General features: G+C 71.9%; 14 protein-coding genes. 8 read left to right on the top strand and 6 right to left on the bottom strand.

Translation table 11 applies throughout. From position 1 onward, the window contains the following. Positions 1 to 286: 286 nt before the first annotated feature. Positions 287 to 502 (top strand): hypothetical protein, encoded by a 216-nt coding sequence (locus AA23TX_RS50675; RefSeq protein ID WP_230863161.1) that lies wholly within the window; start codon positions 287 to 289, stop codon positions 500 to 502. 31 nt (positions 503 to 533) lie between these two features. After that, on the top strand, positions 534 to 722 hold the full coding sequence (locus AA23TX_RS49350) for a hypothetical protein (RefSeq protein ID WP_155549982.1): 189 nt from the start codon (positions 534 to 536) through the stop codon (positions 720 to 722). Here AA23TX_RS49350 and AA23TX_RS49345 read toward each other — a convergent pair. Next, positions 719 to 1,663: an ATP-binding protein gene (locus tag AA23TX_RS49345; RefSeq protein WP_155549981.1), complete on the bottom strand. Its 945-nt coding sequence runs from the start codon at positions 1,661 to 1,663 to the stop codon at positions 719 to 721. The genes AA23TX_RS49350 and AA23TX_RS49345 overlap by 4 nt on opposite strands. A 129-nt stretch (positions 1,664 to 1,792) precedes the next feature. Here AA23TX_RS49345 and AA23TX_RS49340 point away from each other — a divergent pair, with 129 nt between their 5' ends. Both AA23TX_RS49340 and AA23TX_RS49335 read left to right on the top strand, forming a co-directional pair. Then, a complete protein-coding gene (locus tag AA23TX_RS49340; RefSeq protein ID WP_155549980.1) occupies positions 1,793 to 3,199 on the top strand; it encodes an RNB domain-containing ribonuclease in 1,407 nt (468 codons plus the stop codon). After that, positions 3,196 to 3,966 carry a helical backbone metal receptor gene (locus tag AA23TX_RS49335; RefSeq protein WP_155549979.1) on the top strand — a complete coding sequence of 257 codons (771 nt, stop codon included), beginning with the start codon at positions 3,196 to 3,198 and terminating at the stop codon, positions 3,964 to 3,966. The genes AA23TX_RS49340 and AA23TX_RS49335 overlap by 4 nt, the downstream gene beginning before the upstream one ends. On the opposite strand, the gene AA23TX_RS49330 is transcribed toward AA23TX_RS49335, so the two are convergent. The 3 genes from AA23TX_RS49330 to gabT are packed head-to-tail and all read right to left on the bottom strand — an operon-like array spanning position 3,941 to position 7,066. Next, positions 3,941 to 4,231: a hypothetical protein gene (locus AA23TX_RS49330; protein WP_155549978.1), complete on the bottom strand. Its 291-nt coding sequence runs from the start codon at positions 4,229 to 4,231 to the stop codon at positions 3,941 to 3,943. The genes AA23TX_RS49335 and AA23TX_RS49330 overlap by 26 nt on opposite strands. Before the next feature lie 55 nt (positions 4,232 to 4,286). Beyond that, entirely contained in the window at positions 4,287 to 5,714 is a 1,428-nt protein-coding gene (locus tag AA23TX_RS49325) for an aldehyde dehydrogenase family protein (RefSeq protein WP_155549977.1), read from the bottom strand. After that, positions 5,711 to 7,066, bottom strand: coding sequence for a 4-aminobutyrate--2-oxoglutarate transaminase (gene gabT / locus AA23TX_RS49320; RefSeq protein WP_155549976.1), 1,356 nt, complete (start codon positions 7,064 to 7,066; stop codon positions 5,711 to 5,713). The genes AA23TX_RS49325 and gabT overlap by 4 nt, the downstream gene beginning before the upstream one ends. A gap of 102 nt (positions 7,067 to 7,168) precedes the next feature. Here gabT and AA23TX_RS49315 point away from each other — a divergent pair, with 102 nt between their 5' ends. Then, positions 7,169 to 8,629 carry a PucR family transcriptional regulator gene (locus AA23TX_RS49315; protein ID WP_155549975.1) on the top strand — a complete coding sequence of 487 codons (1,461 nt, stop codon included), beginning with the start codon at positions 7,169 to 7,171 and terminating at the stop codon, positions 8,627 to 8,629. Between the two features lie 34 nt (positions 8,630 to 8,663). Continuing rightward, positions 8,664 to 9,062 (top strand): hypothetical protein, encoded by a 399-nt coding sequence (locus tag AA23TX_RS49310; protein WP_230863160.1) that lies wholly within the window; start codon positions 8,664 to 8,666, stop codon positions 9,060 to 9,062. Positions 9,063 to 9,065: 3 nt separating this feature from the next. Here the strand turns inward: AA23TX_RS49310 and AA23TX_RS49305 are convergent, their stop codons facing one another. Further along, positions 9,066 to 9,773 carry a cache domain-containing protein gene (locus tag AA23TX_RS49305; RefSeq protein WP_155549974.1) on the bottom strand — a complete coding sequence of 236 codons (708 nt, stop codon included), beginning with the start codon at positions 9,771 to 9,773 and terminating at the stop codon, positions 9,066 to 9,068. Positions 9,774 to 9,807: 34 nt separating this feature from the next. Next, positions 9,808 to 10,536: a FadR/GntR family transcriptional regulator gene (locus AA23TX_RS49300; protein WP_155549973.1), complete on the bottom strand. Its 729-nt coding sequence runs from the start codon at positions 10,534 to 10,536 to the stop codon at positions 9,808 to 9,810. A gap of 110 nt (positions 10,537 to 10,646) precedes the next feature. Between AA23TX_RS49300 and AA23TX_RS49295 the strand changes: the two genes are divergently transcribed. Together AA23TX_RS49295 and AA23TX_RS49290 are read left to right on the top strand one after the other, a co-directional pair. Further along, a complete protein-coding gene (locus AA23TX_RS49295; RefSeq protein WP_155549972.1) occupies positions 10,647 to 12,068 on the top strand; it encodes a gamma-aminobutyraldehyde dehydrogenase in 1,422 nt (473 codons plus the stop codon). An 8-nt stretch (positions 12,069 to 12,076) separates the two neighbouring features. Continuing rightward, entirely contained in the window at positions 12,077 to 13,141 is a 1,065-nt protein-coding gene (locus AA23TX_RS49290) for an ABC transporter ATP-binding protein (protein ID WP_196425984.1), read from the top strand. Positions 13,142 to 13,159 lie beyond the last annotated feature (18 nt).

Here is a 13,159-nt window from a genome sequence, read left to right as displayed (position 1 = left end):
GGCGGCTGCGCAGCAGTCGCCTGCCCAGCAGCAACCGCCCGCCGCGCAGCAGTCACCGCAGGCGCCTACTCAGCACCAACCCGCACCCCAGCCGCACCCCACCAGCTCCCAGCACCCCAACCCCCCGCACCCCCCGGCGACAGCCACCCCTCCCTGGGCTCCGCCCGCCAACCCCGCCCCACCGACCCGCTCCAAGCCGGTCTTCCCCGGCCCGGAGTCGACCCCCCAGCCCTTCCCGGCCCGCCACGCCGCCCCGGCGCGGCCCGTCTTCCCCGGGCCCGGGACGATGCCCCCCGTTCCCCCGAACTCGGCGCCGCCGGTTTTTCCCGGGCGCGATACCGCCCTCCCGCAGCCCTCGCGGCAGGAACCGCCCACTCCGCCCCGCGGTACCCCGCGCGGCTGGTTCGACGAGTTCAGCGACCAGCCCGCCGAGCCGGAGGAAAACCAGGACTTCGGCCCCACCGGGACGCCGACCGAGATCCCCTACCGGTACAAGCGCTGACAACCCGGCCCGGTGGTGCGAACCTAGGACCATGTCCAAAGATCCGAACCCGGACCAGGGGTGGTACTACAACACCCGCACCCACCAGGTCGAGCACCTCGAGCGCAGCCGCAGCATCGACCTGCTCGGCCCGTACCCCGACGAAGCCACCGCCCGGCGGGCCCTCGACATCGCGCGGGAACGGACCCGGCGGGCCGATGCCGAGGAGGCCGACGACTAGACCGACAACCCCGGGCCCAGCACGAACTCCGGGTCCACCTGCGCGGCCAGGCTGTCGCCCGCCCACGCGGCCGCGTTGCGCAGGTGGAACTCGACGGCCTGACGCTGGTAGTGCGCCCAGTCGCGCTGCTCGGCGTCGACCGTCGTCTGCATCGTGCGAAGGGTCGAGAGGTTGCGCGGCTCGAGCTCGGTGATCGGCCGGGCCGTGCCGCGCTCCGCCGCGCGGACGTGGCGCGACGCCGACATCCACCCCAGCAGCGCGTCGCCGACCTGCTCCTGCAGGAACTCGACGTCCTCGGCGTCGGTCACCTTGTTGCCCACCACCACGAGCCGCACGCCGAAGTCGCGCGCGTAGTCCGCGTACTGCCGGTACACGCCCACGCTGCGGACCGTCGGCTCGCACACCAGGAACGTCACGTCGAACCGCGTGAACAGCCCCGACGCGAACGCGTCCGCCCCCGCGGTCATGTCCATGACGACGTACTCGCCTTCGACGTCGACCATGTGGTTCAGCAGCAGTTCCGCGGCCCCCACCTTCGAGTGGTAGCACTTGACGCCCAGGTCGTCCTCGTCGAACTGCCCGGTTACGCCGAGCCGCACGCCGCCCAGCTGGCGGAAACACGCCGAGAACACCGGGTTGTCCTCGAACGGCCGGACCAGACGCGACCCCCGCCCCGGCGGCGTCGTCTTGATCATCGACGCCGCGTCGGCGATCCGCGGGTTGTCGCCGCGCAGGTAGTCCTTGATCAGGGCCATGTTGTCGCCGAGCGTCGGCCAGGCGAGCGCTTCCTCCTCGGGCGCGCCGAGTGCCACGGCGAGGTGCTGGTTGATGTCGGCGTCGATGGCCAGCACCGGCAGTCCGGCGTCGGCGAGGTACGCGACGAACAGCGATGACAGCGTGGTCTTCCCGCTGCCGCCCTTGCCGACGAACGCGATCTTCACGATCGGAGCCCCTTCTGGAAATGAAGACGGTTTTCATTATTGCGAAGTCAACGTACACCCGACCGGCCCGCGCCCGATCGGGCGATCATCGGGCCCTTCGAGGGTTAGGGTTGGGGGGTGCCTCCCCTCGTGATCAGGACACACTCGGCGGGCGGGGACTTCGGCCCCCTGCGTGCCGAGTTTTCGCTGCCGGAGTCGTTCGGGCCCGAGGTGCTGGCCGAGGCGGAAGCCGCGGTGCTCGACCCACTGGCGAGCGCCGGCCCGCGCGAGGACGCGACGGACCTGCCGTTCGTCACCATCGACCCGCCGGGCTCGAAAGACCTCGACCAGGCGATGGTCGTCGAACGGACCGCGCACGGCTTCCGCGTGCACTACGCGATCGCCGACCTCGCCGCGTTCGTCCCGCCCGGCGGCGCGCTCGACCGCGAGTCGCGCTCGCGCGGGCAGACGCTCTACCTGCCCGACGGGAACGTCCCGCTGCACCCGCCGGTCCTGTCGGAAGGCGCGGCGAGCCTGCTGCCCGGCGAGATCCGGCCCGCGGTGCTCTGGACCATCGAGACCGACGAATCGGGCGAACCGACGGCGACCCGCGTCCGGCGCGCGCTGGTCCGGTCCACCGAGCAGTTCGACTACGAGACGGTGCAAGCCGCCCTGGATGCCGGAAACCCGCACCCGTCGGTGGCCGCGTTGCCCGAGCTGGGACGGCGACGACGCGAGCTGGCCGTCCGGCGCGGCGCCGTCGAGCTGCAGCTGCCGGAGCAGGAGATCAGCGGCGACCCGGACGGCGGGTGGGTGCTGGCGCGCCGGCCGCGCACCGCCGTCGACGCCTGGAACGCCGAGATCTCGCTGCTCACCGGGATGGCCGCGGCGCGGATCATGATCGACGCGCGGGTCGGGGTCCTGCGCACGTTGCCCGATCCGGAGCCCGAAGCCGTCGACTGGCTGCGGCGCTCGGCCGAAGCGCTGGGCATCGCCTGGGCGCCGAAGACGACGGTCTCGGAGTTCCTGTCCCGGTTGGACCCCGGGCAGCCGGCGTCGATGGCGCTCTACGCCGACACGACGCGCCTGTTGCGCGGCGCGGGGTACACGGCGTTCGACGGCGAACTGCCGTCGTTGACGACGCACGCGGGTATCGGCGGCGCGTACGCGCACGTCACGGCGCCGATCCGGCGGCTGGTCGACCGGTTCGCGACGGAGATCTGCCTGGCCGTTTCGGCCGGGCGCGAGGTGCCGGAGTGGGTGCGCGCGGCGCTCGCGGACGTCCCGGAGCGCATGACGGCGTCGGACACGCTCGCCGCGAAGGTCGAGCGGGCGTGCATCGACCAGGTCGAGGCGTGGGTGCTGGCCGAGCACATCGGCGGCGAGTTCAGCGCGGTGGTGCTGCGCGCGGACGAGAACAAGGCGGAGATCCTGGTCGAGGACCCGACGGTGATGGCGAAGTGCGCGGGGGAGAAGCTGACCGCGGGGGAGCGGATCGACGTCCGGCTGACCGCGGTCGACGTCGAGAAGCGGAAGGTGTCGTTCGAACGCGCATGAACCTCGTCGACGATCTCGGGGAGCCGGTGCCGCTGACCGGCCCGGCTTTCCGCGTGGTGTCCCTGGTGCCGTCGCTGACCGAAGCGGTCGAGGTCAGCGCGCCCGGCCGGCTCGCCGGGGCGACCGACTACTGCACGCACCCGGCCGACCTGGACGTCCCGCGGGTGGGCGGCTCGAAGTACCCGAAGATCGACGCCGTGCTGGACCTGGCGCCCGACTTGGTGCTGGCCAACTCGGAGGAGAACCGCCCGGAGGACGTGGAACGCTTGCGCGCCAACGGGATCCCGGTGTGGGTGATGGCGGCCTCGGCCACGGTCCCGGCCGCGTTGGGGTCGCTCCGGCGGATCCTGACCCAGGCGTACGACCTTGCCGAACCCGAATGGCTGGTGGCGGCGGAGGAGGTCTGGCGCGAGGTCCGGCCGGTGCGGTTCCACGCGGTGGTCCCGGTGTGGCGCAAGCCGTGGATCGTCCTGGGCCGCGACACCTTCGGCGGCGACGTCCTGCGCCGGGTCGGGGTGGCGAACGTCTACGCGGGGTCGGCGGAGCGGTACCCCCGGCCGGACGTGGACGAGCTGCGCGCGCACTTCGCGGCGGACGCGGACCTGCTGGTGCTGCCGGACGAGCCGTACGTGTTCACGGAGGACGACGGCCCGGACCACTTCCCGGACGCGCGGTACGTCCTGGTCTCGGGCCGCCACCTCACGTGGTACGGACCTTCACTCGTCGAGGCGCACGCCGCGCTTACGGAGACGCTTGCGTCGCTGTGAAGTCGAAGCCCCGGGCGAGTGCGGCGCGGACGGCTTCGGTGACTTCGGCCGGCCGGACCGGCTCGGTCGCCAGGTGCAGCCAGTTGTCCGGCCGCGGCCGTCCGGTGTCGACCACCAGGGTGGCGCCCGGCCGCTCGGCGAGTTCGACCGCGAAGGTCATCGTCGCGCCGAGCCCCTGCGAGTAGGTCGGCTTGGCGCGGACCGTCCAGCGGTAGTCCGTGTCTTCGACCGTGATGAGCCGTGAACCCTTGCGTGCCAGCGTCATGCGCCCTCCTCACCCGGCCCCGAACCTACGCCGGCGGCGGGCGGGGAGCGAGCGATTACAGCGTCAATCCCGTCAGCACCGTGACCCGCTCCTCGGTGAAGTCCGCCATCGCCGACGCCGGGCCCTCGCGGCCCACACCCGAGTCCTTCACACCGCCGTAAGGCATCTGGTCCGCGCGGAAGCTCGGCACGTCACCCACCAGCACGCCACCCACCTTCAACGCGGCCGATACCTCGAACGCCGTCGGCAGGTCGCGCGTGAACACGCCCGCCTGCAGCCCGAAGCGCGACGCGTTGATCCGCTCGACGCCTTCGGCCACCGAAGCCACCCGGACCAGCGAAACCACCGGCCCGAACACCTCCTCGGCCATCACCGACGCGTCCTCGGGGACGTCCGCCAGCACCGTCGGCTCGACCGTGGCCCCCGATCGCCCGCCGCCGGTCAGCAGTCGTGCGCCGGCCGAAACCGCTTCGGAAACCCAAGACTCCACGCGCTCGGCCGCGGACGCGTTGATCAGCGGGCCCACGTCCACACCCTCGGCGCGCGGGTCGCCCGTGCGCAATGCCTGGACCTGCGCGAGGACCTTCGAAGCCAACGCGTCGTAAACGTCCGAGTGGACGTACACCCGCTGCACCGAAATGCACGACTGCCCCGCCTGGTACATCGCGAACGTCGCGATCCGCTGCGCCGCGAAGTCGAGGTCCGTCCAATCCGGACAGACGAGCACCGCGCCGTTGCCGCCCAGCTCCAGTGCCACGTGCTTGCGCGGCACGCGGTCGCGGATCGCCCAGCCGACCGGGACCGAGCCGGTGAACGACACCACCGGCAGCCGCGGGTCCTCGACCAGCCGCGACGACGTCTCGTTGTCCACCGGCAGGATCGACCACGACCCCGCCGGGAGGTCGGTCTCGGCCAGGATTTCACCCAGCAGCAACGCCGTCAGCGGCGTCGCCGGCGCGGGCTTGAGCACGATCGGCGCGCCCACCGCGATCGCCGGGGCCACCTTGTGCGCCACCAGGTTCAGCGGGAAGTTGAACGGCGTGATGCCCAACACGGGCCCCCGTGGGACGCGCCGGACCAGCGCCAGCCGGCCGGTGCCGCCCGGGTCGGTGTCGAGCCGCTGCAGCTCGCCCGAGAAGCGCCGCGCCTCCTCGGCGGCCCAGCGGAACGTCGAGACCGCGCGCCCGACCTCGCCGCGCGCCCACTTCAGCGGCTTGCCCGACTCGGCCGTGATCAGCTGAGCGATCTCCTCGGACCGCTCACCCAAGGCTCGGGACACGTGGTCCAACGCCCCGGCGCGGACGTGCGCGGGCAGCGTCGCGAATTCGTCGGCGACGTCGTGCGCGGCCAGCACCGCGGCTTCGACGTCCTCGGCGGACGGCACGAAGTGCGAGCCGGCGGAAGAACCGTCGTAGGAGTGGTGGACTACGGCCGTCGCGCCGCCGGTCACCGGCTTGCCGGCGACCCAGAAGGGGAAAGTCATGCGCGAGCCTCCGTGCGGACAGCGTGCTCGAGGACCGCGAGGCCCTCGTCGAGCAAGTCGGTGGACAGGGACAGCGGCGGCAGCAGCCGGACGACGTTGCCGTAGGTGCCGCAGGTCAGCACGATCACGCCGGCTCGGTGGCAGGCCGCCGCGACGCGCTTGGTCAGGTCGGCGTCGGGTTCGTTCGTCCCGGGACGCACGAACTCCGCGGCCAGCATCGCGCCGCGCCCGCGGACGTCGCCGATGACGCCGGTTTCGACAGCCAGCGCCCGCAAACGCGGCAGGACAACACCTTCGATGCGCTTCGCCGACGCGGCCAGATCCTCCGTCTTCATCGTCTCGATCGAGCCGAGCGCGGCGGCGCAGGCGATCGGGTTGCCGCCGTACGTGCCGCCGAGGCCGCCGGCGCCGACGGAGTCCAGCAGGGAAGCGCGGCCGGTGACCGCGGACAGCGGCAGCCCGCCCGCGATGCCCTTGGCCGTCGCGATCAGGTCGGGGACGACGTCCTCGTCGGTGGACGCGAACCAGGATCCGGTGCGGCAGAAGCCCGTCTGGACCTCGTCGGCGACGAACACGACGCCGTTTTCGCGGCACCACGCGGAAATCGCGGGCAGGAAGCCGCGCGCGGGCTCGATGAACCCACCCTCGCCCTGGATCGGCTCCAGGACGACCGCGGCCACCTGGTCGCCGCCGATCTGCTTCTCGATCCGGTCGATGGCCAGCGCCGCCGCCGCGTCACCGGACAGGCCGTCGCGGTACGGGTACGAGCCCGGCACGCGGTAGACCTCGGGCGCGAACGGCCCGAAACCGTGCTTGTAGGGCACCGACTTCGCGGTCATGCCCATGGTGAGGTTGGTGCGGCCGTGGTACGCGTGGTCGAACACGACGACGGCCTGGCGCCCGGTCGCCACCCGCGCGATCTTCACGGCGTTCTCGACGGCTTCGGCGCCGGAGTTGAACAGCACCGACTTCTTCGCGTGGTCGCCCGGCGTCAGCTCGGCCAGCGCTTCGCAGACCTCGACGTAGCCCTCGTACGGCGCGACCATGAAACAGGTGTGGGTGAACCGGCCGGCTTGCTCGCGGACGCGGTCGACGACGGCCGGCGCGGAGTGCCCGACGTTGGTCACCGCGATGCCGGAGCCGAAGTCGATCAGGACGTTGCCGTCGGCGTCGGTGAGCAGGCCGCCGCTGGCGGAGGTGACGTAGACGGGCAGCACCGAGCTGACCCCGGCGGCGACCGCGTCGAGGCGCCGCTCCTGCAGCTCGCGCGAGACGGGGCCGGGGATCTCGGTGCGCAGCCGGCGCTGCCGGGGTGCCGGGGCCTGCGGCTCGGCGGTGGTGCTTGCGGTCACGGCGTGCTCCTCCGGAGGTGGGTGGACGTCCTCAGGATGAGCTGCGACCGGGCCGCCGTCAGCTGGCCGGACTGGCCAATTCAGAGCGTAGAATTGGCCGTTATGGCACTCACGCTGCGAGGACTGGCCGCCGACCGCCCGCTCGGCCTGCGTGTGCTGACCGGCGACGACCTCCTGGACCGCCCGATCGGCTGGGTGCACCCGACGGAGCTGACCGACCCTCAGGCCTTCCTGGAAGGCGGCGAGCTGCTGCTCACGACCGGTCTGGCCTTGGACGAGGAGACGTCCCGGGGCTATGTGCGCCGCTTGGTGGACGCCGGGGTGGCGGGGCTCGGGTTCGGCGTCGGGCTGAGCCACGACGAGGTGCCGCGCGCGCTGGTCGAGACGGCCGCCGAGGTCGGGCTGCCGGTGCTGGAGGTGCCGCGCGAGACGCCGTTCATCGCGATCACCCGTGCGGTGTCGCGGGCGGTGGCGGCCGACGAGTACGCCACGACGGTCCGCATCGGCAAGGCACAGCAGGAACTGACCCGCACGGCGGTCGGCAAGGGCGGCCCGGCGGGGGTGCTGCGCAAACTCGCCAAGCTGATCGACGGCTGGGTCCTGCTCTTCGACCACGCGAGTGCCGAGGCCGCGCCCGCGAGCGCACACGCGCACGCCGGCTCGGTCCGCGAAGAAGCGAAGCACCTTCGCTCCGGTACGCGGGCCTTCGCGCTCGACGGGGAGGAGGTCGTGCTGCAGACCCTGCACACCCGTGCGCGCCGGATCCTCGCCGTCGGGACGCCCGAGCCGCTCGACACCGCCGGCCGGCACGTCGTCAACGCCGCGGTGTCGCTGCTTTCCCTTGCCCTCGAACAGGATCTGACCCTCACGCACGCGTGGTGGGATCTGCGGAAAGGGGCGGCCGACCTGCTGGCGGCGGGGCAGTACGAGCTGGCGTTCGGACTGATCACGACGGTGTGGGGCGACCCGCCCGAGCCGCCGTGGGCGATGGTCGCGCTGGTCGGCGCGCCCGCGCAGCGTCACCGCGTGGGTGATGCGCTCGACGGGGACAGCTCCCTCTTCTTCGCGGAGTGGGGATCGGCGATGCTGGTGGTGGGCCGCTCGGGCGGCGACGTGCTGGACCGGGCCCTGGCCGCGGCGGCGACCGTCCCGCCGATGTACGCCGGCCTGGCGGACCCGGTGCGGCTGGAGGACTTCGAGGTGGGCGCGGAACAAGCCGACCTGGCGGCGCGAGCGGCGGAGGCCGACGGCAAGCCGCTGGTGACCTTCGCCGAGCACTCCGCCCGCGGGCTGCTGTCGCTCATCGACCCCGTGGTGGCGCGGATCTACGCTGAAAACGTGCTGGCCCCGCTGCGCGCACACGACGAGACCGGCCGCGGCGACCTCGTCGGCTCACTGCGCTGCTGGCTGGAGCACCACGGCCACTGGGACATCGCGGCCGCCCGCCTCGGCGTCCACCGCCACACGCTGCGCAACCGGATCCGGAAGGCTGAGGAACTGCTGGGCCGCGACCTCGACTCACCGGGTGTCCGCGCCGAACTTTGGGTGGCGTTGCAGGCCTGAGCAACACAAGTGCCGGGTCGGACGTCTCCTTCGCATGGCCTACAAGCGCGCGGCACTGGTGGCTTCGGCGGTGGTGTTGCTGGCGGCGGGCGGGCTCGCGTTCCTGCCCTGGACGGCCAACCACTTCGGCTACGCGCTGCCGGGCGATCGCGGGCTTCCGTACCGCATCCACCACGCCGGCCGGGACTACCGGAGCTACCTGACGTGCGCCGGCGCCGGCTGGTGCGCCTCGGCCGATCCGTACTGCGTGCCGCTGGTGCACTTCGGTGGCACCGCGACGTCGTTGACCCCGGTCGACGAGGTGGTCACGTTGTTCGGCGCGTCGCAGGCGGTGTTCACCGCCAAGCCGGTGCCGGACGGGACCCCGACGACGGTTCTCGTACGAGCCGGTTCGGACTGCTACGTGGGCTATGCGCTGATGGGTGGTCCTTGACCGCTAACGGACCAACACGATCGGCGAGTCACCGCACCGCCGCAGCACCGGTCCCGGCTCCGCGCCGGACGACCACCAAGCGGGGACGTCCGCCTCGCGCACCAAGGACCCCGTCGCCTGCCGGACGCTGTTGGAGACGATCACCCGCCCTTGTGCGTTCAGCAACGCCGCGCCACGCCCGAGGGTGCGCAACCGCGGCCGTACCGCGCGCTCGAATTCGCGCACGTACACGTCCGCGCCCACCACGCCCGCGAAGGCGCCGGCCGAAACCACCGGGATCGTGAACGTCAGGGTGTACTCGTCGGTGCAGAGGTAGTCGACGTACGGGCCGTTGATGTGCCGCCGCCCGGTGTCGCGGGGGACCGTGAACCACGACTGGCGCGTGTAGTCGAGGAAGTTCTCGCTGCCCGGGTCGAGGCTGATGAACAGCTGGGACGGCGGCTCGACGCCGGAACCGGTCCACCACTCGAAGCCGAACTCCGAATCTTCGAGCACCCGCGGCGCGCTGACGAACCCCGCGCCGACGATCAGCCCGCCGAGCGCCTCGGTGACGACCGGGCGGATCCGGTGCAGGGCCGCGGCGGCCGGAGTGTCGGCCAGCACCGATTCGGCGGCCGCGAGCAGTGGCTTCAGCCGGTCGAAAACCCCTTCCACCAAAGCGGAAACCTGCTCGACGACCTCGTCGCCGGCCAGCGTGCGGGTGTCGTTCACGGTGCTCACCTCGATGCGCGGGTTGGGACGGAGCTTACGGGGCAAGCAAGTCCAGGTGCACGTCCGCGAGCCGGTCGAGGGCGCCCAGCAGGTGCTCCTCGGTGAGCTTGCGGGCCAGGTCGCCGTCGGCGGACGCGATCGCCGCGGTGATCGCCGTGTGCTCCTCGTACGGATGAGTTCCGAGCGGCAGCCACAGCAGCCCGCCCAGCTCGGCCTGCAGGTGGACCTCTTCGTGCGTCAGCCGCGGTGACTGGGCGGCCGCCGCGATCTCCAGGTGGAACTGCCGCTCCGCCCGCGTGAAGTCGATGCCGTGCGCCGTGCGGAGGTCTTCGGTGGCCAGCCGCAGCCGTTCGACGTCCTCGGGGGAGCTGCGCTCGGCGGCGAGCTTGGCGGCGGCCCCGGCGATCGCGAGGTAGTGGTCGCCGACGTCACGCAGGTCGGACAGCGACACCTCCTGCAGCCGTTCGCGCCAGACGTCCGAGGGCGGGTTGGCCGGCGTGCGGACGAAGCTGCCGCCGCTGCGCCCACGCCGCGTCTCGACCAGCCCCTGCTGCCGCAACGCCACGAGCGCCTCCCGGACCGTCACGGTCGAGACGCCGAACTGCGCGGCCAGGTCGGCTTCGCTGGGCAGCTGCTCCTCGTCGGCGAGCAGGCCGAGCGTGATGGCGTCGACCAGCCGCGCCGCCACCGCTTCCGCCCGGCCGACCTGGCCGAGCGGCGCGAACATGGCGGATCGCGCGCTGTGCGACATGCCCTTGCGCATCGTGACCCTTCGTCTGCCCGAGTACCCGTTCGCACCAATCTTGCCTGATCCTCTTGTCCTATTACATATGGACTTATATGTTTTAGCTCCGATCGCTGGAGGAGTCCACCGTGCAGGAGCTGAAGCACTACGTCGGCGGCGCGTACGTCGACTCGAAGTCGGGCCGGACGGCGGAGATCGTCGACCCGGTCACCGGGCGCCCCTACTGCACCGCGCCGATCGCCGGACCCGACGACGTCGACAACGCGCTGCAGGTCGCCGCGGCCGCGTTCGAGACCTGGCGCGCGACGACCCCGGCCCAGCGCCAGCTCGCCCTGCTCAAGATCGCCGACGCGCTCGAAGCCCGCGCCGAGGAAGTCGTGGCCGTCGAGTCCGCGAACACCGGCAAGCCGATCGCGCTGACCCTGGCCGAAGAGATGCCGATGGTCCTGGACCAGGTCCGCTTCTTCGCCGGGGCCGCGCGCGTACTGGAAGGCCGCTCGGCCGGTGAGTACATGGAAGGCCACACGTCCTTCGTCCGCCGCGAGCCCGTCGGCGTCTGTGCGCAGGTCACGCCGTGGAACTACCCGCTGCTGATGGCCATCTGGAAGATCGCGCCCGCGCTCGCCGCCGGCAACACGATCGTGCTCAAGCCGTCCGACACCACGCCGGCGTCGTCGCTGCTGCTCGCCGAGATCGCGGGGGAGTTCCTGCCGCCGGGCGTGTTCAACGTCGTCTGCGGCGACCGCGACACCGGCCGCGCGCTGGTCGAGCACGACATCCCGGCGATGGTGTCGATCACCGGCTCGGTCCGGGCCGGCATCGAGGTCGCGCGCAGTGCGGCGAACGACGTCAAGCGCGTGCACCTGGAGCTGGGCGGCAAGGCGCCGGTCATCGTCTTCGGCGACGCCGACCTCGAAGCCGCCGCAGAGGCAATCGCCGTCGCGGGCTACTTCAACGCCGGCCAGGACTGCACCGCCGCCACGCGCGTGCTGGTCGCCGACGAGGTGCACGACACGTTCGTCGCGGCGCTCACGCGGCAGGCCGAAAACACGAAGACCGGCAAGCCCGACGACGAAGACGTCGCGTTCGGCCCGCTCAACAACGCGGCCCAGCTGGCGAAGGTGTCCGGGTTCGTCGACCGGCTCCCGGCCCACGCGACCGTCCACTGTGGAGGGCATCGGGTCGGGGACGAGGGCTACTTCTACGAGGCCACCGTCGTCTCCGGGCTGAAGCAGGACGACGAAATGAGCCAGAACGAGATCTTCGGCCCGGTGATCACCGTCCAGCGCTTCGAGGACGAAGCCGAGGCCCTGAAGTCCGCGAACGGCGTCCAGTACGCCCTCGCGTCGTCGGTCTGGACCCGCGACCACCAGCGCGCGATGCGCCTCGCGGCGAAGCTCGACTTCGGCTGCGTCTGGATCAACACCCACATCCCCCTGGTCGCCGAGATGCCGCACGGCGGGTTCAAGAAGTCCGGCTACGGCAAGGACCTCTCGCTCTACGGGCTGGAGGACTACACCCGCGTCAAGCACGTGATGAGCGCACTGTGAGGGTCACGATGCCCAACCAAGCACCCACCGAGACGCGGGAGGACGCCCCGCCGCCGAGCGCGACCGACGGCCCGGCCATCCGGCTTTCCGGGCTGCGCAAGCACTTCGGTGACGTCCACGCGGTCGACGGCCTCGACCTCGACATCCCGCCCGGCGAGTTCTTCTCGATGCTCGGGCCGTCCGGCTCGGGCAAGACGACCGTGCTGCGCATGATCGCCGGCTTCGAGCTGCCCACCGAGGGCACGATCGAGCTGGACGGCCGGGACGTCAGTCGGCTCCCGCCGTTCGAGCGCGACGTCAACACGGTGTTCCAGGACTACGCGCTCTTCCCGCACATGTCCGTGCAGCAGAACGTCGAATACGGCCTGCGCGTCAAGCGCGTCCCGAAGCAGCAACGCCGGGAGCGTGCGCTCGAAGCGCTGAAGACCGTGCGGCTGGACGACTACGGCTCGCGCAAGCCCTCGCAGCTGTCCGGCGGCCAGCGCCAGCGCGTCGCGCTCGCCCGCGCGCTGGTCAACCGGCCCAAGGTGCTGCTGCTCGACGAGCCGCTCGGCGCGCTGGACCTCAAGCTGCGCCAGGCGATGCAGCTCGAGCTCAAGCAGATCCAGCGCGACGTCGGCATCACGTTCGTCTTCGTCACCCACGACCAGGACGAGGCGCTCACCATGAGCGACCGGATCGCGGTCTTCAACGACGGCAAGATCGAGCAGGTCGGGCCGCCGGAAGAGGTCTACGAACGCCCAGCCAGCGCGTTCGTCGCGGGGTTCGTCGGGACGTCGAACCTGCTGGGCGGGCGCGGCGCCGAGTCCGTCATCGGCCGGCCCGGGTTGTTCAGCATCCGGCCGGAGAAGATCCGCATCGACGCCGAGCTGTCCGAGCCCGCCGCCGCGGGGGACACCAGCGCGACCGGCACGGTCACCGACGTCGTCTACGCGGGCGCGACCGTGCGGTACACCGTCGCGCTCGACGCCGGGGGACAGCTTTCGGTCGTCCGGCAGAACACCGACGGCGCCTTGGCGGAGGGCCGCGTCCGGCTCAGCTGGCGCGGCGAACACAGCTTCCAGGTGCAGTAGTACTTCAGAAGGGTGGCC

It is taken from the genome of Amycolatopsis camponoti, from assembly GCF_902497555.1.
Lineage (GTDB): Bacteria > Actinomycetota > Actinomycetes > Mycobacteriales > Pseudonocardiaceae > Amycolatopsis > Amycolatopsis camponoti.
The sequence above is the reverse complement of the archived record's forward strand: the minus strand, read 5'-3'. Positions and strand labels throughout refer to the sequence as shown.

What these genes read in the sequence shown, in the direction of transcription:
- AA23TX_RS49310 (WP_230863160.1), top strand. Translation starts at nt 8,664, where the DNA reads ATGGCCTACAAGCGCGCGGCACTGGTGGCTTCGGCGGTGGTGTTGCTG.
- AA23TX_RS50675 (WP_230863161.1), top strand. Translation starts at nt 287, where the DNA reads ATGCCCCCCGTTCCCCCGAACTCGGCGCCGCCGGTTTTTCCCGGGCGC.
- AA23TX_RS49325 (WP_155549977.1), bottom strand. Translation starts at nt 5,714, where the DNA reads ATGACTTTCCCCTTCTGGGTCGCCGGCAAGCCGGTGACCGGCGGCGCG.
- AA23TX_RS49350 (WP_155549982.1), top strand. Translation starts at nt 534, where the DNA reads ATGTCCAAAGATCCGAACCCGGACCAGGGGTGGTACTACAACACCCGC.
- AA23TX_RS49330 (WP_155549978.1), bottom strand. Translation starts at nt 4,231, where the DNA reads ATGACGCTGGCACGCAAGGGTTCACGGCTCATCACGGTCGAAGACACG.
- AA23TX_RS49335 (WP_155549979.1), top strand. Translation starts at nt 3,196, where the DNA reads ATGAACCTCGTCGACGATCTCGGGGAGCCGGTGCCGCTGACCGGCCCG.
- AA23TX_RS49300 (WP_155549973.1), bottom strand. Translation starts at nt 10,536, where the DNA reads ATGCGCAAGGGCATGTCGCACAGCGCGCGATCCGCCATGTTCGCGCCG.
- AA23TX_RS49290 (WP_196425984.1), top strand. Translation starts at nt 12,077, where the DNA reads ATGCCCAACCAAGCACCCACCGAGACGCGGGAGGACGCCCCGCCGCCG.
- AA23TX_RS49315 (WP_155549975.1), top strand. Translation starts at nt 7,169, where the DNA reads ATGGCACTCACGCTGCGAGGACTGGCCGCCGACCGCCCGCTCGGCCTG.